Here is a 23,866-nt window from a genome sequence, read left to right on the forward strand (position 1 = left end):
GGGTGAAGGGGAGTGGGTGAATCGACAGGACCTAGGTTACTGGTTCCATTTCGATAAGGACAATGCATTGATTACATCTATTTGATAGATGCAGTCTATTGATGTGCGCTGAGCCGGCAATGAATCAGGCCACCTGCATCCTGCAACCCGCTGTATGACAAGGGAAATCATCAGCGGCTGCGGAAACCGGTCGATAGGTCTCTCATATCCCACCGCAGCGAATCCCGCCCCAGCGAACCTGAACGGTATCCAGACTCTACAATTGCGGGCCCACCGCCCGCGCCAGTGCCTGCCATGCCCGCCGATTCCGAACCGTCCCTGCGCCAGGTCGTGGCCGACGCCAGCGGCCGCCTGGGGGGCGTAGAGGCCCGTCATGAAGCGGAGCTGCTGCTGCTGCATGTGCTGCAGCGACCGCGCAGCTGGTTGTTCGCGCACGCCACCGATCCACTGCCCGCCGCCGAGCAGGCCGCGTTCGAGGCCTTGCTGGGCCGGCGCCTGGCTGGCGAGCCGGTGGCCTACCTGATCGGCCGTCGTGGTTTCTGGACCCTCGATCTGGAAGTCGACCCCGCCACCCTGATTCCGCGCCCGGAAACCGAACTGCTGGTGGAACTGGCGCTGGATCGCCTGCCGCCGGACCGTGCACTGCGGTTGGCCGATCTTGGCACCGGCAGCGGCGCGATTGCATTGGCCCTGGCCAGCGAACGACCGCAGGCGCAGGTGCTGGCCACCGACGCCAGTTCCGCTGCGCTGGCGGTGGCGGCCCGCAACGCCGCGCGCCACGAGCTGGGCAACGTGCGTTTTGCCGAAGGTGGTCACGACTGGTACGCGCCGCTGCACGGTGAACGCTTCGACCTGATCGCCAGCAATCCTCCCTATATCGCCAGCGACGACCCGCACCTGCAACAGGGCGACCTGCGCTTCGAGCCGGCCACGGCGCTGGCCTCGGGCGTTGATGGGCTGGACGACATCCGTCGCATCATCGTCGGCGGCGGCGACCACCTGCAGCCCGGCGGCTGGCTGCTGATCGAGCACGGCTGGGACCAGGGCGATGCCATCGGCGCGCTGTTCGAGCAGGCCGGCTACATCGACGTGCAGACCGTGCAGGACCTGGAGCAGCGCGACCGGGTCACCCTGGGCCGGCGACCGGCCTAGAATGGGGGTTCTCCTGCCAAGGGCAGGGCACCACCACGGAGCTGCAAGCATGCGTACGCTGTACCCCGCCATCACCCCTTACGACGTCGGCACCCTGAAGGTCGACGACCGCCACACGCTGTACTTCGAACAGTGCGGCAACCCGGACGGCAAGCCGGTGGTGATGCTGCATGGTGGGCCCGGCGGCGGCTGCAGCGACAAGATGCGCCAGTTCCACGACCCGGCCAAGTACCGCATCATCCTGTTCGACCAGCGCGGTGCCGGTCGTTCCACCCCGCATGCCGATCTGGTGGACAACACCACCTGGGACCTGGTGGCCGACATCGAGAAGCTGCGTGAGCACCTCAAGGTCGATCGCTGGCAGGTGTTCGGTGGCAGCTGGGGCTCGACCCTGGCGTTGGCCTATGCGCAGACCCATCCGCAGCGCGTGACCGAACTGGTGCTGCGCGGCATCTTCATGCTGCGCCGCTGGGAGCTGGAATGGTTCTACCAGGAAGGCGCGAACCGCCTGTTCCCGGATGCGTGGGAGCACTACCTCAAGCCGATTCCGGCGGTGGAACGCCACGACCTGATTTCCGCCTTCCATCGCCGCCTGACCAGCGAAGACGAAGCAACGCGCCTGGACGCGGCCAAGGCCTGGGCGGTGTGGGAAGGCGCGACCAGCTTCCTGCACGTGGACGACGACTTCATCAACAGCCATGAAGACCCGCACTTCGCGCTGGCGTTTGCCCGCATCGAGAACCACTACTTCGTCAACGGCGGTTTCTTCGAGGTGGAAGACCAGCTGCTGCGCGACGCGCATCGCATCGCCGATATCCCGGGCGTGATCGTGCACGGCCGCTACGACGTGGTCTGCCCGCTGGCCAATGCCTGGGACCTGACCAAGGTGTGGCCGAAGGCGAAGCTGGAGATCACCCCGGCCTCGGGGCATTCGGCGTTCGAAGCAGAGAACGTCGACGCGCTGGTGCGTGCCACCGATAGTTTCGCCTGATCGGGTGGTGGTGGTGCCGGCCGCTGGCCGGCAACGCCTTACCGGTAGCGCCGGGCCATGCCYGGCKGCTTTTGCRTTGAAACGYTCATCCACGCRYGGCGTGGATCTACYACGGCCCGGTAGCGCCGGGCCATGCCCGGCGGCTTTTGCGTTGAAACGYTCATCCACGCRYGGCGTGGATCTACCAATCCCCGGCCAACAACGCTTCGGCCAGCACCTGCAGTTTCGGTGAGTGCTGGCGCGAGGGCGGGTAGATCAACGACAGCGCGCGGCTGCGGCCTTCAAACGGCTGCAGCACGCGCTGCAGGCGGCCATCGGCCAACGCGTCGGCCACCGCGAAATCCATCACCTGCACGATGCCGATGCCCGCAATCGCTGCCTCCACCAACGGGTCGCCGCAGTCAAACACCATCCGCGTCGGCGGCGTGACTTGGCGCAGCTGCCCGTCCTGCAGGAACTGCCAGTCCACCAGCCGGCCGCTGCGCAGGTTGCGCACCGCCAGGCAGGCATGGTTCTGCAATGCCGCCACATTAGCCGGCTCACCCTGCGCGGCCAGGTAGGCCGGGCTGGCCACGGTCACCCAGCGCAGTGGCTTCAACGGACGCGCCACCATGCGCTGGTCGGCGATGGTGCCGGTGCGCAGGGCGGCGTCGAAGCCTTCCTCCACCAGATCCACCAGGCGGTCGCTGAGCACCGCTTCCACCTGCAGCTGCGGATGCTGCTGCAGCAACGGTCCCAGCAACGRCACCAGCACCTTGCGCCCGAACATCGACGGAGCGCTGATCTTCAACGTGCCCGATGGCGTGCAGGGGCGGTCGGCCAGCAGCCGCTCGGCGTCTTCCATCCCGCACAGCAACGGTCCCACCTGCTCGACGAACTGCTGGCCATCCGGGGTCAGCGCGACATTGCGCGTATTCCGCTGCAGCAGCTTTACCCCCAGCGAGGCTTCCAGCCGGCCGATCGCGCGTGACAGCCCGGACTGGCTCAAGCCGAGCTGGCCGGCGGCGACGGTGAAGCTGCGCGCCTCAGCCACCTGCACCAGCATGCGCACCGCGTTGAGGTCCATCGAGGATCCATTCATGCGAAAAATCATGACAGAAATCGCGCTGAGGGGGTTTATTGATTCACCTGCATCAATGAGACTGCCGTCCCCCCTCCGAACCGGGCGCCGCRTGCCTCCCCTGAAATACCCGCGCTGGGCGCTGACCCTGCTGGCCACCGCGCAGCTGATCATCGCTCTGGACGCCACCATCATCTTCGTCGCCCTGCACGACATGGGCCGCGCGCTGCAGATCAATGCGCAGCAGCTGCAGTGGGTGGTCAGCGCCTATACGGTGGCCTTTGGCGGCAGCCTGCTGCTGGGCGGGCGTGCGGCCGATCTGCTGGGCCGCCGCCGCTTCTACCGGCTGGGCATGCTGCTGTTCGCGCTGGCCTCGCTGCTGGGTGCGCTGGCGCCCAGTGCCACGCTGCTGATCGTGGCACGTGCGGCGCAGGGCATCGGTGCGGCGCTGCTGTTTCCGGCCACCCTGGCCCTGATCAATACGCTGTATGCAGAAGGCCCGGTGCGCAACCGCGCGCTGGCAATCTGGAGCATGGCCAGTGCGGCGGGCCTCGCGCTGGGGACGCTGCTGGGCGGCGTGCTGACCCAGGCGTTCGGCTGGCCGGCGGTGCTGGCGGTGATCGTGCCGTTGGCCACGGCCTGTGCGGTCGCCGCGGGCGCGTGGCTGCCGGCCGATGGCCCGCGCGTGCGCGGCCGTTCCTTCGATCTGGCTGGTTGCCTCACCGTCACCGCCGGCGGCAGCCTGCTGGTCACCACCCTGGTGCAGGGGCCGGAATGGGGCTGGGCCGCACCGGCCACGCTCATCTGCCTGTTGCTGTCAGCCGTGCTGCTGACGGTGTTCGTACAGATCGAAAAGCGCAGCCGCGACCCGCTGATGCAGTTCGCGCTGCTGCGCCTGCCCGGCCTGCGTGCAGCACTCGGCCTGACCTTCGCGTTCATGAGCAGCTATGGCGTGCAGTACTACTTCCTGGCGCTGTACTTCCAGGATGGCTATGGCTGGAGCCCGCTGCAGGCCGGCATGGCCTTTCTGCTGCCGACGCTGGTGTGCACCTTCGGCATCCGCATTGCCGAGCGCATGCTGCAGCGCCGTTCGCCGCGGCAGGTGCTGGCTTGGGGCTTCGCCGCCGGTGCAATCGGCATCACCGCGGTGGCGCTGGCGATGCCGCACGGCGCCAGCTACTGGCCGCTGCTGCCCGGCATCGTGGTGCTCAGCGTGGGCCAGGGCATGAGCTGGACGGCGATGTGGATCGTGGCCGGGCAGGGCGTGCCGGGGCCGCAGCAGGGTGTGGCGTCCGGCATGGCGGCTACCGCACAGCAGATCGGCGGCGCGTTGGGACTGGCAGTACTGGTGATGGTGGCCAACGCCGCACGCGGCACGCAGGCGGCAACCAGTCCTGATGCCCTGCAGGGCATGATCAATGCACAGTACGGCGCAGCGCTGTTTGCCGCGCTCGGCGTGGTCATCGCGCTGGGCCTGCGTCCGGCACGGGTAGACTGCAGCTCTCCCGACGCCCTGCCAAACGACGCATGATTGCACTGCTGGATCTTCGCCAGACGCTGGACGCGTTTGCCGCCTGCAATGACGACCACGACGTATGGGCGTCGTTCGGCTGGGTGCATGCCAGCGAGGGCGATCTGCTGGCGGCGCGTTTCTGGTTGCCGGCAGATGAAGACGCCGCGTTCGATGATGACGGTGAAGTGCCCGAGGCCGTGCAGGCGCTGGGCCTGTCGGCCTGCCTGGAACCGGCCACGTTCGCTGACGTACTGGATGTGCAGAAGCGCCAGCGTCCGCTCTCATCCCTGCAGGATTACGCCGAAGCGCTGGCGTACTACGCCGAGTACGACGCCTTCCTGCAGGTGGACGGTGTCGATGAAGCGCTGGGCGAGGCGGGTGCCGCCGAGCAGGACGCTGCGCGCGCAGCCGGTGTCGGGCCGGGCATCTTCGCCGCGTTCGAGTTGACGCTGGCGTGTGCGGGCGAACAGGTCAAGGCTGCGGCACAGCGCGTCGCGCAGCTGCTCGACATTCCGGTGGGCGAAGCGCTGGCACGCTGTCGCGCGCTGCCGGTGTTGCTGGGTGAAGCACTGGATCGGCGTCGTGCGCAGGCGATCAAGGACGATTTTGAAGCGATCGGCGTCCGCGTGCAGGTGCGCGGATTCAAACCGTTCCCGTGGATGGATGTTCCCGTGCTGCGTTGACGAAAATCATCCACGCATGGCGTGGATCTACTGGGAACCGGCCTCGTTCTTTCTTTTCGCCGAATGCGGATGTCCGCCAGCGCTGCAGTAGATCCACGCCATGCGTGGATGGGGGTTATCCCAACGCCAACAACTGCGGCTGCAAGGCGCTGAAAATACGCGCCAGCCGCTCCGCCCATGCATGCTGCCCGGCGGCATCGGCGATCAGGTCCTGGCGGATTTCCAGTTCCACATGCACCAGGCCGCGACCTTCGCCATGCACGGGCACCGCGTAGTCGCTGCTGCTGTTGACCGAATACGGTTCGTTGTCGCCCACCGCCAGGTCGCCTTCATCGCGCAGTGCCTGCAGCAAGGCGTGGGCAAAGCGTGTGTCCTGGTGGTACAGCACGCCGGCGTGCCAGGGGCGCTGCATGCCGTTCATCACCGGGGTGAAGCTGTGCATCATCACCAGCAGCGTCGGCCGTCCCGTATCGCGGCGCGCATCCAGTTCGGCATCGATGCGTGCATGGTAGGGCGCGTGGATCGCATCGATGCGCTGCTGCCGCTGCGCGGGCGACAGCCCGGCATTGCCCGGCACCAGGGTGTGGTCGCTGACCTCGGGAATCAGCGTGGGCGAAACCAACGGCCGGTTGCAGTCGATCAGCAGCCGCGAATAGGTCTGCTCGATCGCCCACGCATCCAGCCGCTCGGCCAATGCACGGGTGGTGCCGCCGATGCCGATGTCCCAGCCGATATGCCGGTCCAGTTCGGCCTGCGGCAATCCAAGGTCGGCCAGTGCACGCGGCACCTGCTRGCCGGCATGGTCGGCCAGCAGCAGGAACGGTGAGGCGCCCTGCGCACGGTGCACGCTGAAGATCGCCGGATCGTCGGCGCCCAGCAGTGCCTGCAGCATGTGCAGGCCGGCGTCAGCCACGGGGCCGGCCGTCCAGGTGGTGCTCGATCATCCACAGGCCGGCCCACAGCTTGGCATCGGCTTCATAGCCTTCGGCCATTTTCTGCACCAGCCAGGCGGCCGCCTGCGTGCGCGGCACTTCATGCACGGTGATGTCCTCGCTCTCGTCGCCGCCGCCTTCGCCGATGCGACGCAGGCCGGTGGCACGCACGAAGGCGATCTTCTCGCTGCTGGCACCGGAGGAGGTGGGGCCGATCATCAGCACTTCGGCGTGCTCGGCGGTCCAGCCGGTTTCCTCTTCCAGCTCGCGTACAGCGGAAACTTCGATGGACTCGCCCGCATCGATGTCGCCGACCAGCCCGGCCGGCATCTCGATGGTCGACGCCTGCAGCGGCACGCGGAACTGCTCGACGAACAGCACCTTGTCCTCGGGGGTGACGGCAATGATGATTGCGGCCAGGCCGCCGGCGTGGGTGCGTTCGCTGTATTCCCAGCTGCCACGCACGACCATGCGCTGGTACTTGCCTTCGTAGACGACACGCGGTGCTTCGGTGTTGCGCTGGCTCATGCGGGCTCGCTGGAAGTAGGGACGGGGTCGGAAATGCCGGCGGCACTGAACAGCCGGCGGCGGGTCATGGGGCCGAAGCGCAGGGTCTGGCACAGGCCGCCGAGCACCTCTGGATCGGCCGCCTGGCGCGGCATGCCGGGCTGGCAACCTTCCAAGGGTGCGTCCAGGGCGATGGTGGTCAGCTGGCGCCAGAGCTGGGCGTGCTCGCGCTGCTCGCGCAGGCGCACGGCCATCTGCGCCGCGCCGCGCAGGCGCAGGAACGGCACTTCGTCCAGGCGTTCGTACAGCACGTCCATGCTGCCGAAATGGGCCAGCAGCACGGCCGCCGACTTGGCGCCGACACCGCTGATGCCCGGAATGTTGTCGACCGCATCGCCGCACAGCGCCAGGTAATCGGCGATCTGGTGCGCGTGTACGCCGTGCCGGGCCTTGACCCCGGCCACGTCCCAGCGCTGGTTGCGTGCGTAATCCCATTGCTCGTCATGGTCGAGCAGCAGCTGCGACAGGTCCTTGTCGGCGGAAATGATCACGCCGCGATGGCTGCTGCGGTGGCCATGCAGGGCGCTGCCGATCAGGTCGTCGGCTTCGTAATCATGGTGGGCAAGCACCGCCAGGCCGAGCGCTGCGCACAACGCCTTGCAGTGCACGAACTGACGCTTGAGCGCTTCTGGCGCCGGGTCCCGATTGGCCTTGTAGGCCGGGTACAGGCGGTGGCGGAAGCCGCTGTCCAGTGCTTCGTCGAAGGCGATGGCGATGTGCCGGGGGCGTTCGCGCTCCAGCAGGTCCAGCAGGAAACGGGCGAAGCCGTGCACGGCGTTGGTCGGCCAGCCCTGGCTGTCCTGGAATTCGTCCGGCAGCGAATGCCAGGCGCGGAACACGTAGATGCTGGCGTCGACCAGGTACAGCGGCGGCGGTATCGCCACGGGAATCACGGCGTTCACTGGCCGGTCCAGTCCTGCAGCAGGGCCGCGGCATCGGGGCGCTCGCGCTCGGGGACTTCGGCCTTGGGCGTGCCGATGTGGATGAAGCCGGCAATGCCTTCGCCCTCGGCCAGCCCCAGGTGGGCGTGCACGGCAGGATCGAAGGCCATCCATGCGGTCAGCCACTGCGCGCCGAAGCCCAGCGCCTGTGCCGCCTGCAACAGAGCAAAGCACACACAGCCGGCGGTCATCAGCTGTTCCTGTGCCGGTACCTTCGGGTCCGGGCGGGGGCTGGCCACCACCACGATCACCAGCGGTGCATGGCTGAAGCGCTGGCGGTCCTTCTCGAACACGGCGTCGCCGGCATGCGGGTCGCGCTCACGGCTGCGCGCGGCCAGGAAGTCGCCCAGAGTGTGACGCGCATCGCCGGCGATCTTCAGGAAGCGGAACGGTACGCGCTTGCCGTGGTCGGGCACGCGGACCGCCGAGGTCAGCATCCGCTGCAGGGTGGCCGGGTCCGGTCCGGGCTCGCCCAGTTGCCGCGAGGGCACCGAGCGGCGGGCATCCAGGGCAAGCAGGGCGGCAGGGTCGGGCATGGAGTCTGAACCGGTCATCACGGGTCGCTGATTATAGTCGGGGAGGTAGATGACGCCGTTTGTGTCGCGTCAGACCCCTGAATAGCAAACTGTGATGAACATCATGCCACTGGCGGATCACGGAGCCCCGCTTCCCCTCGCCTCGCAGGCCCCGCACGGCTTACGATACGTAATATTGCCGGGCCGCCGTTCATGAGGTTTGAAGTGAGGACTGTTTCACTGTCCGCGATGGGCTGGGCGGCCTACCATCGAAGGACCGGTGCATGGGGTGTACCGGCCGTCGCGATGTCCATGATGTCTGTCGCACCAGAGAAGGTGGGGAGCCTTCCCGAATGATGAGCGCGCCCACTCCGATGGGATCGCCGGGCCGTGACCCGGCCCAGCTCCAGCTTGCCCGGGACATCGTCCTGCCGGCGTTGTGCCAGGCCTTTGGCGCGGCACTGGCCCGCTTCGACGATGCCCTGTTCGACCGTGCCGGCAATGCCGGCTCGTCGCAGTTGCTGTTCCTGGACGCGATGCGCGAGCTGCGCCGCCGCCGTGAAGAGATCGCCGGTGCTTTTGCCGCCCATCTCGGCCATGCCTGGGCCGGCCTGGCGGCGGGCGAGCCCGTCTCTGCCGAGCTGACCCTGGCCGGGCAGGCCCAGGATGGCCTGAGCCTGGTGCCGGAACATGTACTGGAATCACGGCTGGCGGTGCGCAACTTCGCCACCGTGCTGCTGCGCGACTTCAAGCCGGTGCTGGCGCGGCTCGACCGCCGCCTGGGCTGGCTGGGCGGCGGTATCGAACTCGACGCTGACCGCAACCCGATCAGCCCCGAGCATCTGGGCGTGGCCATCCACGAAGCCTTCGCCGGCTGCGAGCTGGCCCCGGAAGTACACCTGGTGCTGATCAAGCTGTGCGAGCGCGACCTGCGCGCGCCGGTGGGCCGCATCTACGAGAAGCTGGACGAGCACCTGGCTGCGGCCGGGGTGATGTCGCAGATGGGTGCGCCGCGCCGACCACTGGCGCCGGCCCCGGCGCAGCACGTTCCGCATGGCCTGGATGATCTGGTCGAGCAGCGCACGGCGCCGGGCGTTGACAACGAATTCAATGACGACGAACAGGCCGCGCCGGCCTGGGCGCAGCGATTTGCCGCGCGCTGGTCGGAGCGTCGTGGCCACATGCAGCAACATGCTGGTGGCGAAGAGAGCCCGTCCGGTGAAGCCTATTCCGGCCAGCAGGGCATGCTGCTGGAAGCCCTGCACGAACTGCTGCAGCAGACCCGCCACGTGCGCGACGACGCAACCTCTGCGGCGCAGGTCGCGGTCGGCCAGCATCGCCCGTTGAGCCAGCGCGAAATGATGTCGGTGCTGTCGCTGCTGCAGGCCACGCCCAGTGCGACCCTGCGTGCGGCGATCGGCGAGGACGGCGAATCGTTGGCGCAGCGGCTGAAGAGCGAAGTGCTGTCCAGCGCTACCCGGCTGGGCGTCGACCCGGGCCAGACCCGGCTGGACGCGCAGGACGAGGATGCGATCGACCTGGTCGGCATGCTGTTCGACGTGATGCTCGATGAGCGCGAACTGGAAGGCCGCTCGCGTGAGCTGATCGGCCGCCTGGTGGTTCCGTTCGTGAAGGTGGCGATGCTGGACCGCCGCATGTTCGTGCAGAAGACCCATCCGGCGCGCAAGCTGCTCAATTCGCTGGCCGAAGCCTGCGAGGGCAACACCGGCGAAAGCCAGGCCGAACGCATGCTGATGGCCAAGGTGGAGGAGATCATCGAGCGGCTGGTCGCCGAGTTCAACGAGAACCTGGCGATCTTCCTGACCCTGGAAGAAGAATTCCGCGATTTCCTGGTACAGCACCGCCGTCGCGTGGAAATCGCCGAGCGGCGGGCCGCCGAGACCCAGCGCGGCCAGGAAAAGCTGGAAATGGCCCGCACCCGTGCCGGTGCCGAACTGGATCGCCGCATCGGCGATGCCACCCTGCCGCCGGCCATCGCCGAGTTCCTGCGCCAGCCCTGGCAGCACCATCTGACCCTGGCGCTGCTGCGCGAGGGCGAGGAGGGTGCCTCGGTGGCCGAGGCGCTGACCCTGGCTGACGGCCTGCTTGAGGAAGTGGCCGAGGCCCGCCGGCAGATCGTCGGCAAGCCGTGGCTGCAGGCCTGGCAGCCGATGCTGGCCAAGGTGTTTGCCAGCGTCGGCGTGCATGGCGACGCAGCCACCGCAGCCATCGATGCGCTGCACGACACATTGCAGGGCATCGCCGAATCGCGACCGGAGCTGCAGCGCGCGTTGCCGGAGCTGCCGCAGGTGGTGCTGCCCGCGCCGCCGGCACCGGAAACGCCGGCAGTGGAACTGGGCGGTACYTTCAATACCGACGATTTCGACAATGCCGATGCCGACCGCTTCCGCCGGATGGAGATCGGCAACTGGCTGGACTTCGTCGACAAGGATGGCAAGGTGCAGGCGGGCAAACTGTCCTGGATCAGCCCGATTTCCTCGCGCCTGCTGTTCGTCAACCGTCGTGGCGTGCGCTTCTGCGTGGCCTCACCCGAGGAACTGGCGGTGATGGTGCGGCTGGGTCGCCTGCGTCCCCACATCGACGATGGCGCCTTCGACAGCGCCATGCAGGGCGTGCTCGACCGCCTCGACCCGGGTGGTGCGACGCTGCACTGAGCCACGTACGCCTGCTAGGATCGGACCCACTCACCGATCAGCGGGAATCTGCATGGCCGTGGCGTTGCTGGGGATCAAGGAGACCGCGCCGGGCGAACGACGCGTTGCGCTCACGCCGGAAACGGCGCGCAAGCTCGGTGCGCTGGGCATCACCGTGTGGTACCAGCCCGGTGCGGGCCAGGCCGCCGGTTTCACCGATGCCGCCTACGACGACGCAGGTGCCCGCGCCTTCGACGCCGCCCGTTGGGCCGAGATCGACATCCTGCTGTGCGTGCAGGCGCCACCGGCCGAGGTGCTGGCCCAGCTGAAGCCGGGCGCCAGTGTGGTCGGCCTGCTGACCCCGGCGGCCGACCCTGCGTTGGCCGCATTGGCTTCGGATGACCGCCTGCACCTGTTCCCGCTGCAGCAGTTGCCGCGCACCACGCGCGCGCAGGCGATGGACGTACTCAGTTCGCAGGCCGGCATGGCCGGCTACAAGGCGGCATTGATTGCTGCCGAACGCGCGCCGCGCTTCTTCCCGATGCTGACCACGGCGGCCGGTACCGTGCGTCCAGCCAAGGTGCTGGTGATCGGCGCCGGTGTCGCCGGCCTGCAGGCCATTGCCACCTCACGCCGCCTGGGTGCGCAGGTGGAGGGCTTCGACGTGCGCCCGGAAACCCGCGAACAGATCCAGTCGCTTGGTGCGCGCTTCCTCGACCTGGGGGTGAGCGCGGTAGGCGAGGGCGGTTATGCGCGGGCGCTGACCGATGAAGAGCGTGGTGAACAGCAGCGCCGTCTTGGCGACCACCTGCGCAGCGTGGACGTGGTGATCTGCACTGCCGCGGTGCCGGGACGTCAGGCGCCGACGATCGTCACCGCCGCGATGGTCGAAGGCATGGCTGCCGGCAGCGTGATCGTCGATCTGGCCGCCGAGAGCGGTGGCAACTGCGCGTTGACCGAGCCCGGCCAATGCATCGAGCACCAGGGCGTGACCATCGATGGCCCGCTGGGCCTGGCCAGCCGGGGTGCAACCCAGGCCAGCGAGATGTATGCGCGCAACCTGATGAACTTCGTCGCCCTGTTCGTGCGCGACGGCCAGCTGGGCTTCGACTGGGAAGATGAGCTGTTGGCGAAAACGCGCTGGCAGGCGTAAGCCGGTAGCGCCGGGCCATGCCCGGCGGGTGCAGCGACATCCGGTGAACCCGCGGGCATGGCCCGGCGGTCCGCCTTCGATGGCGGGTTACCGCGGCTTCGCCGGCGGCGGGTTGTCCCGCACCCATTCCCTGCGTTCGTCTGCGGTCATCTGCGACCAGCGCTCGCGCATGGCATCGCGCTGGGCCGGGCTGAGGTCACGCATCTGGCCGAACAACGCCCGGGCCTGCTCGCGCTGTTCCGGGCTCATGTGCTCGAAGCGGCGCAGGCCGCGGCGGGCCTTGTCGCGCTCTTCCGGGCTCATCGACTGCCAGCGCTGGCCGTGCGACAGCATGCGCTGGCGCTGCGCGGGATCGGCGCCGTTCCAGCGGTCACGCAACGGGGCCAACAGCGCTTCGCGCTGGGCCGGGCTCAGCTGTTCCCAGTTCGGCAGCGGCGCGGCAGCAGGTGCCGGCCGCGCGGCAGGCACCGGCGCGGTGGCCTGCGCCAGTGCCGATGCAGCGGGCAGCAGGGTCAGGGCGATCAGCAGGGGCAGGGAGGGGTATCGCAGCATGGTTCACTCCATCGCCAGGTCGTTGTCGCCCAGCCACAGGTACAGATCGGGATTCTCGTCGTACAGCACGCCATTGTCTTCTTCCGCAGCGACGATCGGCGTGCTGATCGCGCCCTGATGATCGCCCGGGCCGACGAACTGGACGCCGATGCCCAGCGCGATCACCAGCGAACAGGCGCTGGCCAGCCACCAGCGCCAGCGACCGGCGTGCGCCGCACCGGCGCTGTGACGGGCACTGCGCAGGCGTGCCAGGGTGGCCGGCGACAGCGCCTGCAGCGACTGCGCGTGCAGGCTGCGCAGGGCGTCATCGGAAGGCAGGGGGCGGTTCACGGGTGCATCTCCAGTTGATTCTGCAGCGCCTGTCGGGCGCGCGCCAGATGGGTCTTTACCGCGCCTTCGCTGCAGCCCATGGCGCGGGCGGTGGTGGCCCCGTCCAGGTCCTGCAGCACGCGCAGGGTGAATGCCTCGCGCTGGCGGGCGGGCAGGTCGCGCAGTGCCTGCACCAGCTGCTGGTACTGCTGGCGCTGCTCGTGCGCCTGCGAAGGGTCCGGTGCGGGGTCGGCCCAGTCGATCTCGCCGCCATCGGCATCCTGGTTGTCGCGCCAGAACGGCAGGCGGAAACGGCGGCGGCGCTGCAGGTCGATCACGCGCCGGCGCAGGATGCTCCAGAACAACGGCGCCCACTCGGCGGCCGGCTTGTCGGCATAGTCCAGCATGCGCAGCAGCGCGTCCTGCACCGCATCCAGCGCGTCATCACGCTGGCGCAGGCCGGCCTCGGCGAAGCGGAAGGCGCGCGGCCCGACGCTGGCCAGGAACGCTTCCAGCGAGGCCGGAACGGCGTCGGCATCGGTGGTTGAGGGGACAGGGCTGCTCACCAGCACAGGGTACGGTTCCTCGGCAGGGGTCACCATCGACAACGCGTGAGCGCGGCCGTGGTTGACCGGGACGCGCGCAGGGTTCAGCCCATGGTTATGATGGGGCGACGAAGACAGAGCAGGAGCGTTGCCGGTGAGTGACGGGTTCGTGGCGCTGTACATCTTCATGCTGGCCGCCATTGCCGGCCACGTGATCATTTCCCGGGTCCCGGTGATCCTGCATACCCCGTTGATGTCGGGCTCCAACTTCATCCATGGCATCGTGCTGATCGGCGCGATGGTGGTGCTGGGGCACGCACAGACGCCGTTGGAGAAGGTGCTGGGGTTCCTTGCCGTGGTGCTCGGCGCCGGCAACGCCGCCGGCGGCTATGTGGTCACCGCGCGCATGCTGGAAATGTTCAAGCCGAGCGTGCGCAAGGCCGGCAACGATGAACCGAAGGAGCCGCAGGCTTGAACATCAGCACCGTCGAACTGCTCGATTGGCTGGTCAAGGCCAGCTACCTGGTCGCCGCCACCCTGTTCCTGCTCGGCCTGCAGCGCATGGCCTCGCCGATGACCGCAAGCAGCGGTATCCGCTGGGCGGGGCTGGGCATGTTGCTGGCCACGGTGGCGACCTTCTTCCTGCCCGAACTGCACAACGTGCCGCTGATCCTGGTGGCACTGCTGCTGGGGGCCGGCCTCGCCTGGTGGTCGGCGGGCAAGGTCGCCGTCACCGACATGCCGCAGATGGTCGCGCTGTACAACGGCATGGGCGGCGGCTCGGCGGCCGCCATCGGTGCGGTGGAACTGCTGCGCTATGCCTTCCTGGCCAACCGCGATACCACCCACTGGAGTGCGCAGGCGCTGGCCGATCTGGCCGCGCGGCAGCCGTCCGGCACGGTGCTGGTGCTGGCGGTGGTGGGCGCGGCGATCGGTGCGGTGTCGCTGTCCGGCTCGGTGATCGCCTGGGCCAAACTCGATGGCCGCCTCGACAAGCGCGTGACCTGGCCGGGCCAGCAGGTGATGAACCTGCTGGTGGCGCTGGCCGTGGTGGTGCTGGGCATCATCGCCGCCAGCACGCTCAGCACCTGGGCGATCGTCGCCTTCTTCGTGCTGGCACTGGCGCTGGGCGTGTTGATGACGTTGCCGATCGGTGGCGCCGACATGCCGGTGGTGATCTCGCTGTACAACGCGTTCACCGGCCTGGCGGTGTCGTTCGAAGGCTACGTGCTGGGCAACGAGGCGCTGATCATCGCCGGCATGATGGTCGGTGCGGCCGGCATCCTGCTGACCCGGTTGATGGCCAAGGCCATGAACCGGCCGATCCGCAACGTGCTGTTCTCCAACTTCGGTGGTGGCGCCGGTGGTGAGGCGCAGGCGATTTCCGGTTCGCAGAAGCCCATCGAAGCGGCCGACGTGGCGGCGATGATGGGCTTTGCCGAACGCGTGGTGATCGTGCCCGGCTATGGCATGGCCGTGGCCCAGGCCCAGCACAAGATCTGGGAGCTGGCGCAGCGGCTGATCACGCGCGGGGTGAAGGTCAAGTTCGCCATCCACCCGGTAGCCGGGCGCATGCCCGGGCACATGAACGTGCTGCTGGCCGAAGCGGGGGTGCCGTACGACCTGATCGCGGACATGGACGACATCAATCCCGAGTTCGCCACCACCGACGTGGTGCTGGTGATCGGCGCCAACGACGTGGTCAACCCGGTGGCGCGCACCGATCCGGCCAGTCCGATCTACGGCATGCCGGTACTGGACGTGGTCAATGCCCGCAACGTGGTGGTGATCAAGCGGGGCAAGGGCACCGGCTTTGCCGGTATCGAGAATGCGCTGTTCTATGCCGACAACACCCGCATGCTGTACGGCGATGGTGCCGAGGCAGCGGCGTCGCTGGTCAGCGAGCTGAAGGCGCTCGACGGCGGGCATTGAGGGTTGGGGTCGGATCCCTTTCCGCAGGAAAGGGCTCTGACCCCGGATCCAACCACCCCATCCACGCATGGCGTGGATCTACCAGGGCATCACCGGCGCGATCAACGCGCCAGCCAGGCGCCTACGGCGACGCTCACCGCCAGCCACAGCCATTCGATCACGCCATTGGCCAGGGTGATCAGCGTCCAGGCCAGGTGCGGGCCCATCCGCAGCGAGGCGTCCCAGGGGTTCAGGCCCATCGAGCCGCCCATCCAGGCACTGGCGATCGCCCAGTTCGAGATCGCGGCCACCAGCAGCGTGCCCAGCACGACCAGGGCGATGCGCAGCTTGCCGGGACCGAGCGTGCCCAGACGCAGCATGAACACCAGTTCCAGGGCGGTCAGTACCGCCATCCAGCCGACCGGACGGCCGGTGAACAGGGCGATCAGCATCCAGGCGAGGGGGGCGGTGGCCAGCGCCAGCAACAACATGAAGGGCCAGAGCCAGGTAACGGTCCTGGCGCGTGCGGCATTGGAGGACATCGAAGCTCCTGAAGGTCGCCCACAGGATACTGTGGTTTGCCGCAGTGCACCGGCGAGGGCGGGGCGCCTACGCTAGAATGACCGCTTGCGTGGCTTATGCCGCAGCCCCATATCGGTCCCCATGTATTCCCGTAGCAGCGAACCTGTCCACTTCGAACGCGATTGCGAGGCCGTGATGGTCCCGCAGGGCGACACCGTGACCTTGCCCGCCGGCAGCTATGGGTACATCACCCAGGCGCTGGGGGGCAGTTATTCGGTGTTCGTCGAGGGCAATCTGTTCCGCATCGCCGGCAAGGATGGCGATGCCATCGGCAAGGAAGCGCCGGCACCGCTGGAACTGCCCGACGATGCCAGCGACGAGCAGGTCGAACAACTGGTCTGGCAGCAGCTGCGCACCTGTTTCGACCCGGAAATTCCGGTCAACATCGTCGAACTGGGCCTGGTCTACGAGGTGGAGATCAAGCACCTCGACGAAGGGCAGCGCGAGATCGACGTGAAGATGACCCTGACCGCGCCTGCGTGCGGCATGGGCGACATCCTGGTCGACGACGTGCGCAGCAAGCTTGAAATGATCCCGACGGTGGCCGAGGCCGACGTCGAGCTGGTCTTCGACCCGCCGTGGARCCAKCACATGATGTCCGAGGCCGCACGGCTCGAAACCGGCATGCTTTGACCCACGGCCCGCAGTGACGCGGGCCCGGCATTACCCGCAACCAGAACAGGAAATCTCCGGTGTCCCAGTCCATTCCCAGCTTCGCCGTCACCCGTTCGGACCACCCGCGCAGCGCTGAAGAGCGCGCCCAGATCCTGGAGAAGCCGGGCTTCGGCCTGCACTTCACCGACCACATGGTGGAAGTGCGCTGGGACAAGGATGCCGGCTGGCACAACGCCAACGTGCGCGCCTACGGTCCGTTGCAGCTGGACCCGGCCGCGGCCGTGCTGCACTACGGCCAGGAGATCTTCGAAGGCATCAAGGCCTACCGCCATGCCGATGGTTCGATCTGGACCTTCCGCCCCGATGCCAACGGCCGCCGCCTGCAGCGTTCGGCGCAGCGCCTGGCGCTGCCGGAACTGCCGGTGGAGATCTTCGTCGAATCGCTGAAGCAGATGATCGCCGTCGACAGCGCCTGGGTGCCGTCGGCCGATGAGTCGAGCCTGTATTTCCGTCCGTTCATGATCGGCGATGAAGCGTTCCTTGGCGTGCGCGGCGCGCACAAGGCCGGTTACTACGTCATCGCCAGCCCGGCTGGCCCGTACTTCGCCAAGGGCGTCGCCCCGGTGTCGATCTGGCTGTCCACCGAGTACGCGCGTGCGGCCAAGGGCGGTACCGGTGCGGCCAAGTGCGGTGGCAACTACGCCGCGTCGCTGTTGCCGCAGCAGAAGGCGCAGGCACAGGGCTGCTCGCAGGTGCTGTTCCTGGACCCGGTCGAAGGCAAGTACCTGGAAGAACTGGGCGGCATGAACGTGTTCCTGGTCTACAAGGACGGCACGCTGGTCACGCCGGAACTGTCCGGCAGCATCCTCGAGGGCATCACCCGCGAGAGCATCCTGCAGCTGGCCCGCGACCGCGGCATGAAGGTCGAAGAGCGCAAGGTCACCATCGATGAGTGGAAGCAGGGCGTGACCTCCGGCGAGATCGCCGAAGTGTTCGCCTGCGGTACCGCTGCGGTGGTCACCCCGATCGGCCAGCTGAAGGGCGAAGGCTTCTCGGTGGGCGACATCAATGCGCCGGCCGGCGAAGTGACCATGTCACTGCGCAAGGAACTGACCGACATCCAGTACGGTCGCCTGCCGGACCGCCACGGCTGGCTGGTCAAGCTGGGCTGATCGCCCACGCGAACGCGTAGCGCCGGGCCATGCCCGGTGACTTTTCGGAAAGCCCGTCCCCGCGACGGGCTTTCTGCGTTTCAGGCGTACGTCCGCCGGGCATGGCCCGGCCGGGCCATGCCCGGCGGCTGTTCGCCGATGTCGGCAAAGACATGGCGGGACAGGACATTCCGCAGTCAGGTACGTGCAGCTGACGCGAAAGTTCCTTCACCTTCACAAACCCTCGACCCGGAAAGTCTCAGATCCAACATTTCATCTTGCTGAAAAGACGCTGAAAATCTTGTGGTGTCCGGTTTGAGCCACTAGCGTCATCAACACAGCGGATGGTCAGGGGAATCCGCTGGCTCGCCGGACCCGAACCTCGCCATCGCAAGCCAGCCCACGGTTCAGGCCGGTGCTTCTGCCGATTCCGGCATTCCTACCATTAGAAGGGAAATCCGATGTCCCAGGTAACGCAACCGCGTGTGCGTCGTGTGTGGGTGGTCCTTGGTGCGTCCGTCCTGTCATCGCTGCTGCTGGCCACGCCTGCGCTGGCCGGTGATGTCCAGCTCAGCGGCCTGCAGTCCGCGCCGACCCACCAGCGCTTCATCGTGAAGTACCGCGACGGCAGTGCGCCGGTGGCCAACACCACCGCGCTGGCCTCTTCGCTGAAGACGGCCGCTGCCGGCATCGCCAGCAGCCAGGGCCGCGCGCTGGGCCTGCAGCAGGTCCGCAGGCTTGCCGTCGGCTCCACCGTGGTCAGGACCGACCGTGCGCTGGACCAGGCCGAATCCGAGCTGCTGATGCGCAAGCTGGCCGCCGACCCGAACGTCGAATACGTCGAAGTCGACCAGATCATGCGCGCGACGCTGACCCCCAACGACACCCGTTTCAGCGAGCAATGGGGCTTCGGTACATCCAACGCCTCGATCAACGTGCGTCCGGCCTGGGACAAGGCCACCGGCACCGGTGTGGTCGTGGCGGTGATCGATACCGGCATCACCAACCATGCCGACCTCAACGCCAACATCCTGCCCGGCTATGACTTCATCAGCGACGCGGCGATGGCGCGCGATGGCGGTGGCCGTGACAGCAATCCGAACGATGAGGGTGACTGGTACGGCGCCAACGAGTGCGGCTCGGGCATTCCGGCCTCCAACTCCAGCTGGCATGGCACCCACGTGGCCGGCACGGTCGCTGCGGTGACCAACAACRGCACCGGCGTGGCCGGYRYCGCCTWCAACGCCAAGGTCGTGCCGGTGCGCGTGCTSGGCMAGTGCGGCGGCTACACCTCCGACATCGCCGACGCGATCGTCTGGGCCTCCGGTGGCACGGTCAGCGGTGTGCCGGCCAACGCCAACCCGGCCGAGGTCATCAACATGTCGCTGGGCGGCGGCGGCAGCTGCTCGACCACTTACCAGAACGCGATCAACGGCGCGGTCGGCCGCGGCACCACCGTGGTGGTCGCTGCCGGCAACAGCAACACCAACGTCTCCAGCGCGGTACCGGCCAACTGCCCGAACGTGATCGCCGTGGCGGCCACCACCTCGGCGGGTGCGCGTGCCAGCTTCTCCAACTACGGCACCGGCATCGACATCTCCGCACCGGGCCAGAGCATCCTGTCCACCCTCAACAGCGGCACCACCACCCCGGGCAGCGCCAGCTATGCGTCCTACAACGGCACCTCGATGGCGGCACCGCATGTGGCGGGCGTGGTTGCACTGATGCAGTCGGTGGCACCGAGCCCGCTCAGCCCGGCGCAGGTGGAAAGCATCATCAAGAGCACCGCGCGTCCGCTGCCGGGTGCGTGCTCGGGTGGTTGCGGCGCCGGCATCATCGACGCCGATGCCGCGGTGACTGCCGCGATCAACGGCACCACGCCCAACCCGGGTGGCACCGTGCTGCAGAACAACGTGCCGGTTACCGGCCTCGGCGCAGCCAGCGGCGCATCGCTCAGCTATACCGTCAACGTCCCGGCTGGCAGCACGCAGCTGCGCGTGGCGATCAGTGGCGGCAGCGGTGATGCCGACCTGTACCTGCGCCAGGGCAGTGCCCCGACCGACACCGTCTACACCTGCCGCCCGTACCTGAGCGGCAACAACGAGACCTGCACCGTCAACAGCCCCACCGCCGGTACCTGGTACGTGCGGGTGAAGGCCTACAGCACCTTCTCGGGCGTGACCGTCAACGCCCAGTACTGAGCCCAAGCCCCTCTCCATGGGCACGCCCCGGCCTCGGCCGGGGTGTTTTTTTTAGGGGCGGCGAAGCGGAGAAAGCAATGTGCAGCAGTGCATTTGCTCTTGCTCTGCCCTTGACCTTGCTGGCCGCGCGCGATGATCTGTCAGGAGGGGGTGATCCCCCCGACGCAGGACCGTTGGCGCCATGGGCCCGAGGCATGCCTCGGGCGGGTTGGGCAGGACGCCCAACCCCGGTCTTGCCGTGTGCGCAGGACAGCGCACACGAGCAAGGCGCCATCGAGCCCCCAGGGATGGGTTTATGGCGTGTCCTGCGTCGGGGGGATCACCCCCTCAACCCAGCAGCAACCAAAACGCTGAACCCATCCGCGCGACGGCGCGCCTTCAATCCCTCAAACCGACTCGAACCGGTTCGCCGCCACGTTCTTGCGCACATGCTGCGGGTCGAAGATCCGGCCGTTCATTGCGATGAACACCCCCGCCGGCAGCGACTGCACCGCACCGATCGCACAGCCGATGTTGAACTCCGCATCCGAACCACGGAAACGCGCCGGGCTCARYGCACCGGTCATCACGATSGTCTTGTCSGKGATCGWCKYCARCACCTKGCCSGTCTGCACCATCGAATCGGTGCCGTGGGTCACCAGCACGTGGCGGGTGGGCTGCGCGGCGATCGTCGCGCGGATCAGCTCACGATCGTCGTCGTTGATGTGCAGCGAATCCTTGCGCAGGATCGGAATCACGTTGAAACGGAACGTGACCCCCAGTTCGCGCAGGATCATGCCGATCTGCGGGTCGCCGATCTGGTAGTCCGACTTGTCGTCGAAATAGATCTTGTCGATCGTGCCACCGGTGGTGACGACCAGGAGCTCTTCCATCATGTGCATGCGCGAAACCAAGGCAGGTACAGCGGCGCGGGGCCGGGAACGCAGATGATACGGCCCACCGGGCGCAGCGTCAGCGCCGCCGCCCGAAACGGGCGCGCAGGCCGGGCAGGCTGGCCGAAAAGATCACCAGCAGCGCCAGCACGATTTCGATCAGTGCCAGCCAGCGGGTCTCGGGATGGCTCCAGGCGCTCATCACGCCGTGGCTGAACCAGCCCAGGGCCAGCACCGCCGCCCAGAACCCGGCCTTGCGCCAGCCCAGCCGCAGGGCGATGGCCAGCGCCAGCGGCGGCGCAGTGAACACCAGCTGGGTGGCCAGCCAGTGCCTGTCGTTGATGAACCAGCCGGCAAACAGCGCCGCCAGCCCCATCAGGGCCAGCAGCAGCACGGTGCGCGGCGCGGTGCTCATCGCGCCAGCCGCTGCGCGATGTCGGCCACGCGCCGGCCCAGCGCCCGCGCCAGTACCGCCTCATCGTCGGTGGGTTGCGGGTCGTCGGCGGCGCCGGCCACGTGGCTGGCGCCATACGGCGTGCCGCCACTGGTGGTGTGGCTCAGCGCCGGCTCGGTGAACGGAATGCCGACGATCAGGCAGCCGTGGTGCAGCAGAGGTACCTGCATCGACAGCAGGGTCGACTCCTGGCCGCCATGCATCGACGCAGTGGACGTGAACACCCCGGCCGGCTTGCCGGCCAGCGTGCCGTTCACCCATTCGGCGCCGAGGCCGTCAAGGAAATGCTTGACCGGCGCGGCCATGTTGCCGAAACGGGTAGGGCTGCCCAGCAGCAGTCCCTGGCACTCCGCCAGGTCCTGCACGCTTACATAGGGCGCGCCATCGTCGGGTACCGGCGGCTGCGCGGTCTGGGTAACGGCAGCCACCGGCGGCACCGTGCGCAGCCGCGCTGCCATGCCCGGAACCTCGCCGATGCCCCGCGCGATCTGGCGCGCCAGCCGTGCCACCGAACCGCCGCGGCTGTAGTACAGCACCAGGATTTCGCCCATCGCGCCCAGCTCTCCTCATCGTGTGGACGCCAGTATGGCTATCCTGCACCGATTCCGCATCGGGTACCCTTGCGCCGATGGAACCTTTGGATACGCTCAATTTGTGGATGGAGCGCGCGCGGGATCGCGCACGCGCCGCCAGCTTCGGCCGCTTCCTGTGGCGCCGCTTCCTCGACGACCGCCTGTTCCAGGCCGCCGCCGCGCTGGCCTACACCACGGTGTTCGCGCTGGTGCCGTTGGCGATCGTGGTATTTGGCGTGCTCTCGGCCTTCCCGGTGTTCGATCGCTGGAGCGACCAGCTCAGCGACTACGTCTTCTCCAACTTCGTGCCCAATGCCGCGCGCGCTGCCGAAGGCTACCTGCGGCAGTTCTCGGCCAGCGCCGGCCAGCTCACTGCCGCCGGTTTCATCGCCCTGGTCATCTCGCTGCTGATCACCCTCAACAGTGTTGAAGAGACCTTCAACCAGATCTGGCGCGTCGGCAGCAGTCGGCCGCGGCTGACCCGCTTCCTGGTCTACTGGACGGTGCTGACCCTGGGCGCGATGCTCGCCGCTGCATCGCTGGCGGTGTCGGCGCGGGTGTTCGCGATGCCGTTGTTCGGCACGCAGGAGGGGCGCTGGCTGGCCGATCTCGCCTTGCGGCTGGCGCCGATCCTGATCGAATTCGTCTGCATCACCCTGATGTTCCGGGTGGTGCCACACCACACCGTGAAGTGGCGCCATGCGGTTCCGGGCGCGATTCTCGCCGCAGTGATCCTGGAGCTGGTGAAGTGGGGCATCGGCGCCTACCTGGGCAGCTTCCAGTCCTACCAGAAGCTGTATGGCACGGTGGCCTTCGTGCCGATCCTGCTGCTGTGGATCTACCTCTGCTGGGTGGCCGTGCTGCTGGGCGCGTCGTTGGCGTCGTCGATGGCGGCTTTCCGCTACCAACCGGTGGAACTGCGCCTGCCGCAGGGCTACGAGTTCTATGGCCTGCTGCGCCTGCTCGGGCGCTTCCAGCACGCACGCGCCAAGGGCAGGGGCCTGGCCGACGACGAGATCCTGCGGCTGGAACCGATGCTGACCGACTCGCTGCTGCAGGACCTGGCCTGCCACCTGGAGGGCATCGGCCTGCTGCGCCGCGATGAGCGCGGCGAGTGGCTGCTGGCCCGCGACCTGGACCAGGTCAGCCTGGGCGATCTGTACGAATGCACGCAGCTGCGCATTCCGGTGGCCGAACAACACCTGCCTTACCGCGATGACAGCCTCGGCCGGGCCGCCTTGGCCGCACTGGATGAACTGCGCCTGCCGCTGCGTGAACGCCTCAAGCGTCGCGTCAGCGACATCTACCCTGATTCTGGAGACGCCCCATGACCTGCAAGACCCCGTTGCTGCTGGCTGCGCTGCTGGCCCTGGCCGCCTGCAAACCCGCGCAGGAGCCGACCCCGGCCAGCAGCCAGCCGCCGGCACAGGCACCGACCCCGGCCGCGCCGGCGCCGGTGGAGGACACGCCCGCCGAACGTGTCACTGCCGAGTTCCCGACGCTGAAGATGAAGGCGGTCGATGGCAGCGATTACGACCTGGCCGCGCATCGTGGCAAGTGGGTGGTGGTGAATTTCTGGGCGACCTGGTGCGCGCCCTGCCGCAAGGAAATGCCCGAGCTGTCGGCGTTGCATGCCATGCGCAGCAACATCGAAGTGGTGGGCCTGGCCTACGAGGACATCGAGGTTCCGGAGATGCAGGCGTTCCTGACCAAGCATCCGGTGACCTATCCGATCGTGGTCGTCGATCCGTTCGACCCGCCGGCCGACTTCGCCACCCCGCGTGGCCTGCCGCTGACCCATCTGATCGACCCGCAGGGCAAGCTGGCCCACAGCTTCCTGGGCCCGGTCACCGCGGCGGACATCGAAAAGCAGATTGCTGCTGCCAAATAAGGGGAGGGGCAGGGCTGCGCCCTGCACCCACAGAAGCGGTAGTGCCGGCC

Annotated in this window: 25 protein-coding genes; 13 read left to right on the forward strand and 12 right to left on the reverse strand. The window is 67.8% G+C overall.

Going from position 1 to position 23,866, the window contains the following annotated elements:
* Nucleotides 1-294: 294 nt before the first annotated feature.
* Both prmC and pip read left to right on the forward strand, forming a co-directional pair.
* Complete coding sequence (gene prmC, locus AC1DJN_RS04605) at nt 295-1,152, forward strand: peptide chain release factor N(5)-glutamine methyltransferase (RefSeq protein ID WP_442252034.1); 858 nt, start codon at nt 295-297, stop codon at nt 1,150-1,152.
* A 49-nt stretch (nt 1,153-1,201) separates the two neighbouring features.
* The gene (gene pip, locus AC1DJN_RS04610) at nt 1,202-2,143 is read left to right on the forward strand and encodes a prolyl aminopeptidase (RefSeq protein ID WP_032977488.1); all 942 of its coding nucleotides are present in this window, start codon (nt 1,202-1,204) and stop codon (nt 2,141-2,143) included.
* Nucleotides 2,144-2,324: 181 nt separating this feature from the next.
* On the opposite strand, the gene AC1DJN_RS04615 is transcribed toward pip, so the two are convergent.
* A complete protein-coding gene (locus AC1DJN_RS04615; RefSeq protein WP_478038936.1) occupies nt 2,325-3,209 on the reverse strand; it encodes a LysR family transcriptional regulator in 885 nt (294 codons plus the stop codon).
* Nucleotides 3,210-3,315: 106 nt separating this feature from the next.
* On the opposite strand from AC1DJN_RS04615, the gene AC1DJN_RS04620 reads away from it, so the two are divergent.
* Together AC1DJN_RS04620 and AC1DJN_RS04625 are read left to right on the forward strand one after the other, a co-directional pair.
* A complete protein-coding gene (locus AC1DJN_RS04620; protein WP_442252035.1) occupies nt 3,316-4,734 on the forward strand; it encodes an MFS transporter in 1,419 nt (472 codons plus the stop codon).
* A complete protein-coding gene (locus tag AC1DJN_RS04625) occupies nt 4,731-5,399 on the forward strand; it encodes a DUF7716 domain-containing protein (RefSeq protein WP_032977482.1) in 669 nt (222 codons plus the stop codon). Before AC1DJN_RS04620 ends, AC1DJN_RS04625 begins: the two co-directional genes overlap by 4 nt.
* A 115-nt stretch (nt 5,400-5,514) precedes the next feature.
* On the opposite strand, the gene AC1DJN_RS04630 is transcribed toward AC1DJN_RS04625, so the two are convergent.
* The 4 genes from AC1DJN_RS04630 to AC1DJN_RS04645 are packed head-to-tail and all read right to left on the reverse strand — an operon-like array spanning nt 5,515 to nt 8,375.
* Complete coding sequence (locus tag AC1DJN_RS04630) at nt 5,515-6,312, reverse strand: N-formylglutamate amidohydrolase (RefSeq protein WP_478038928.1); 798 nt, start codon at nt 6,310-6,312, stop codon at nt 5,515-5,517.
* Nucleotides 6,305-6,859, reverse strand: a complete 555-nt coding sequence (locus AC1DJN_RS04635) for an NUDIX hydrolase (RefSeq protein ID WP_025877960.1) — start codon at nt 6,857-6,859, stop codon at nt 6,305-6,307. The genes AC1DJN_RS04630 and AC1DJN_RS04635 overlap by 8 nt, the downstream gene beginning before the upstream one ends.
* Nucleotides 6,856-7,812, reverse strand: coding sequence for a 5'-3' exonuclease (locus tag AC1DJN_RS04640; protein WP_442252038.1), 957 nt, complete (start codon nt 7,810-7,812; stop codon nt 6,856-6,858). The genes AC1DJN_RS04635 and AC1DJN_RS04640 overlap by 4 nt, the downstream gene beginning before the upstream one ends.
* The gene (locus AC1DJN_RS04645; protein ID WP_025877963.1) at nt 7,797-8,375 is read right to left on the reverse strand and encodes a nitroreductase family protein; all 579 of its coding nucleotides are present in this window, start codon (nt 8,373-8,375) and stop codon (nt 7,797-7,799) included. The genes AC1DJN_RS04640 and AC1DJN_RS04645 overlap by 16 nt, the downstream gene beginning before the upstream one ends.
* Before the next feature lie 332 nt (nt 8,376-8,707).
* Between AC1DJN_RS04645 and AC1DJN_RS04650 the strand changes: the two genes are divergently transcribed.
* Nucleotides 8,708-11,029, forward strand: a complete 2,322-nt coding sequence (locus AC1DJN_RS04650) for a DUF1631 domain-containing protein (RefSeq protein ID WP_140224692.1) — start codon at nt 8,708-8,710, stop codon at nt 11,027-11,029.
* Nucleotides 11,030-11,081: 52 nt separating this feature from the next.
* A complete protein-coding gene (locus AC1DJN_RS04655) occupies nt 11,082-12,161 on the forward strand; it encodes an NAD(P) transhydrogenase subunit alpha (RefSeq protein ID WP_279208899.1) in 1,080 nt (359 codons plus the stop codon).
* Nucleotides 12,162-12,248: 87 nt separating this feature from the next.
* Here the strand turns inward: AC1DJN_RS04655 and AC1DJN_RS04660 are convergent, their stop codons facing one another.
* Genes AC1DJN_RS04660 through AC1DJN_RS04670 form a run of 3 tightly spaced genes read right to left on the reverse strand, consistent with a single transcriptional unit; the run spans nt 12,249 to nt 13,624 of the window.
* The gene (locus tag AC1DJN_RS04660; protein ID WP_032977476.1) at nt 12,249-12,713 is read right to left on the reverse strand and encodes a DUF3106 domain-containing protein; all 465 of its coding nucleotides are present in this window, start codon (nt 12,711-12,713) and stop codon (nt 12,249-12,251) included.
* 3 nt (nt 12,714-12,716) lie between these two features.
* On the reverse strand, nt 12,717-13,043 hold the full coding sequence (locus tag AC1DJN_RS04665; protein ID WP_025877968.1) for a hypothetical protein: 327 nt from the start codon (nt 13,041-13,043) through the stop codon (nt 12,717-12,719).
* A complete protein-coding gene (locus AC1DJN_RS04670) occupies nt 13,040-13,624 on the reverse strand; it encodes an RNA polymerase sigma factor (RefSeq protein ID WP_080149966.1) in 585 nt (194 codons plus the stop codon). The genes AC1DJN_RS04665 and AC1DJN_RS04670 overlap by 4 nt, the downstream gene beginning before the upstream one ends.
* 97 nt (nt 13,625-13,721) lie before the next feature.
* Between AC1DJN_RS04670 and AC1DJN_RS04675 the strand changes: the two genes are divergently transcribed.
* Both AC1DJN_RS04675 and AC1DJN_RS04680 read left to right on the forward strand, forming a co-directional pair.
* Nucleotides 13,722-14,042, forward strand: a complete 321-nt coding sequence (locus tag AC1DJN_RS04675; RefSeq protein WP_025877970.1) for an NAD(P) transhydrogenase subunit alpha part 2 — start codon at nt 13,722-13,724, stop codon at nt 14,040-14,042.
* Nucleotides 14,039-15,499: an NAD(P)(+) transhydrogenase (Re/Si-specific) subunit beta gene (locus tag AC1DJN_RS04680; protein WP_025877971.1), complete on the forward strand. Its 1,461-nt coding sequence runs from the start codon at nt 14,039-14,041 to the stop codon at nt 15,497-15,499. The genes AC1DJN_RS04675 and AC1DJN_RS04680 overlap by 4 nt, the downstream gene beginning before the upstream one ends.
* 101 nt (nt 15,500-15,600) lie before the next feature.
* Here AC1DJN_RS04680 and AC1DJN_RS04685 read toward each other — a convergent pair whose 3' ends face one another.
* A complete protein-coding gene (locus AC1DJN_RS04685) occupies nt 15,601-16,020 on the reverse strand; it encodes a hypothetical protein (protein ID WP_442252036.1) in 420 nt (139 codons plus the stop codon).
* Nucleotides 16,021-16,141: 121 nt separating this feature from the next.
* Here AC1DJN_RS04685 and sufT point away from each other — a divergent pair, with 121 nt between their 5' ends.
* The 3 genes from sufT (at nt 16,142) to AC1DJN_RS04700 (ending at nt 20,027) form a co-directional block, all read left to right on the forward strand.
* Nucleotides 16,142-16,693, forward strand: coding sequence for a putative Fe-S cluster assembly protein SufT (sufT, locus tag AC1DJN_RS04690; protein WP_478038929.1), 552 nt, complete (start codon nt 16,142-16,144; stop codon nt 16,691-16,693).
* A 59-nt stretch (nt 16,694-16,752) separates the two neighbouring features.
* The gene (locus AC1DJN_RS04695; protein WP_025877977.1) at nt 16,753-17,847 is read left to right on the forward strand and encodes a branched-chain amino acid aminotransferase; all 1,095 of its coding nucleotides are present in this window, start codon (nt 16,753-16,755) and stop codon (nt 17,845-17,847) included.
* Between the two features lie 440 nt (nt 17,848-18,287).
* Nucleotides 18,288-20,027, forward strand: a complete 1,740-nt coding sequence (locus AC1DJN_RS04700) for a S8 family peptidase (RefSeq protein WP_478038930.1) — start codon at nt 18,288-18,290, stop codon at nt 20,025-20,027.
* Between the two features lie 386 nt (nt 20,028-20,413).
* Here AC1DJN_RS04700 and AC1DJN_RS04705 read toward each other — a convergent pair whose 3' ends face one another.
* From AC1DJN_RS04705 to wrbA, 3 genes are all read right to left on the reverse strand, one after another.
* On the reverse strand, nt 20,414-20,899 hold the full coding sequence (locus AC1DJN_RS04705; protein WP_478038931.1) for an asparaginase domain-containing protein: 486 nt from the start codon (nt 20,897-20,899) through the stop codon (nt 20,414-20,416).
* Between the two features lie 79 nt (nt 20,900-20,978).
* Entirely contained in the window at nt 20,979-21,314 is a 336-nt protein-coding gene (locus tag AC1DJN_RS04710; protein ID WP_025879136.1) for a DUF2069 domain-containing protein, read from the reverse strand.
* Nucleotides 21,311-21,904: an NAD(P)H:quinone oxidoreductase gene (gene wrbA / locus AC1DJN_RS04715; protein WP_025879137.1), complete on the reverse strand. Its 594-nt coding sequence runs from the start codon at nt 21,902-21,904 to the stop codon at nt 21,311-21,313. Before wrbA ends, AC1DJN_RS04710 begins: the two co-directional genes overlap by 4 nt.
* A 77-nt stretch (nt 21,905-21,981) precedes the next feature.
* Here wrbA and AC1DJN_RS04720 point away from each other — a divergent pair, with 77 nt between their 5' ends.
* Both AC1DJN_RS04720 and AC1DJN_RS04725 read left to right on the forward strand, forming a co-directional pair.
* Nucleotides 21,982-23,256 carry a YihY family inner membrane protein gene (locus AC1DJN_RS04720; protein ID WP_032977469.1) on the forward strand — a complete coding sequence of 425 codons (1,275 nt, stop codon included), beginning with the start codon at nt 21,982-21,984 and terminating at the stop codon, nt 23,254-23,256.
* Nucleotides 23,253-23,816: a TlpA family protein disulfide reductase gene (locus AC1DJN_RS04725; protein WP_033830417.1), complete on the forward strand. Its 564-nt coding sequence runs from the start codon at nt 23,253-23,255 to the stop codon at nt 23,814-23,816. Before AC1DJN_RS04720 ends, AC1DJN_RS04725 begins: the two co-directional genes overlap by 4 nt.
* The last annotated feature ends 50 nt before the right edge of the window (nt 23,817-23,866 follow it).

This window comes from Stenotrophomonas sp. 05L414_2 (assembly GCF_056397905.1).

Excerpts from the sequence above, each read along its gene's own strand:
- AC1DJN_RS04635 (WP_025877960.1), bottom strand. The coding sequence starts at position 6,859 with ATGAGCCAGCGCAACACCGAAGCACCGCGTGTCGTCTACGAAGGCAAG.
- AC1DJN_RS04725 (WP_033830417.1), top strand. The coding sequence starts at position 23,253 with ATGACCTGCAAGACCCCGTTGCTGCTGGCTGCGCTGCTGGCCCTGGCC.
- AC1DJN_RS04670 (WP_080149966.1), bottom strand. The coding sequence starts at position 13,624 with ATGGTGACCCCTGCCGAGGAACCGTACCCTGTGCTGGTGAGCAGCCCT.
- AC1DJN_RS04660 (WP_032977476.1), bottom strand. The coding sequence starts at position 12,713 with ATGCTGCGATACCCCTCCCTGCCCCTGCTGATCGCCCTGACCCTGCTG.
- AC1DJN_RS04625 (WP_032977482.1), top strand. The coding sequence starts at position 4,731 with ATGATTGCACTGCTGGATCTTCGCCAGACGCTGGACGCGTTTGCCGCC.
- wrbA (WP_025879137.1), bottom strand. The coding sequence starts at position 21,904 with ATGGGCGAAATCCTGGTGCTGTACTACAGCCGCGGCGGTTCGGTGGCA.
- AC1DJN_RS04645 (WP_025877963.1), bottom strand. The coding sequence starts at position 8,375 with ATGCCCGACCCTGCCGCCCTGCTTGCCCTGGATGCCCGCCGCTCGGTG.
- prmC (WP_442252034.1), top strand. The coding sequence starts at position 295 with ATGCCCGCCGATTCCGAACCGTCCCTGCGCCAGGTCGTGGCCGACGCC.
- pip (WP_032977488.1), top strand. The coding sequence starts at position 1,202 with ATGCGTACGCTGTACCCCGCCATCACCCCTTACGACGTCGGCACCCTG.
- AC1DJN_RS04710 (WP_025879136.1), bottom strand. The coding sequence starts at position 21,314 with ATGAGCACCGCGCCGCGCACCGTGCTGCTGCTGGCCCTGATGGGGCTG.
- AC1DJN_RS04720 (WP_032977469.1), top strand. The coding sequence starts at position 21,982 with ATGGAACCTTTGGATACGCTCAATTTGTGGATGGAGCGCGCGCGGGAT.
- AC1DJN_RS04685 (WP_442252036.1), bottom strand. The coding sequence starts at position 16,020 with ATGTCCTCCAATGCCGCACGCGCCAGGACCGTTACCTGGCTCTGGCCC.
- AC1DJN_RS04655 (WP_279208899.1), top strand. The coding sequence starts at position 11,082 with ATGGCCGTGGCGTTGCTGGGGATCAAGGAGACCGCGCCGGGCGAACGA.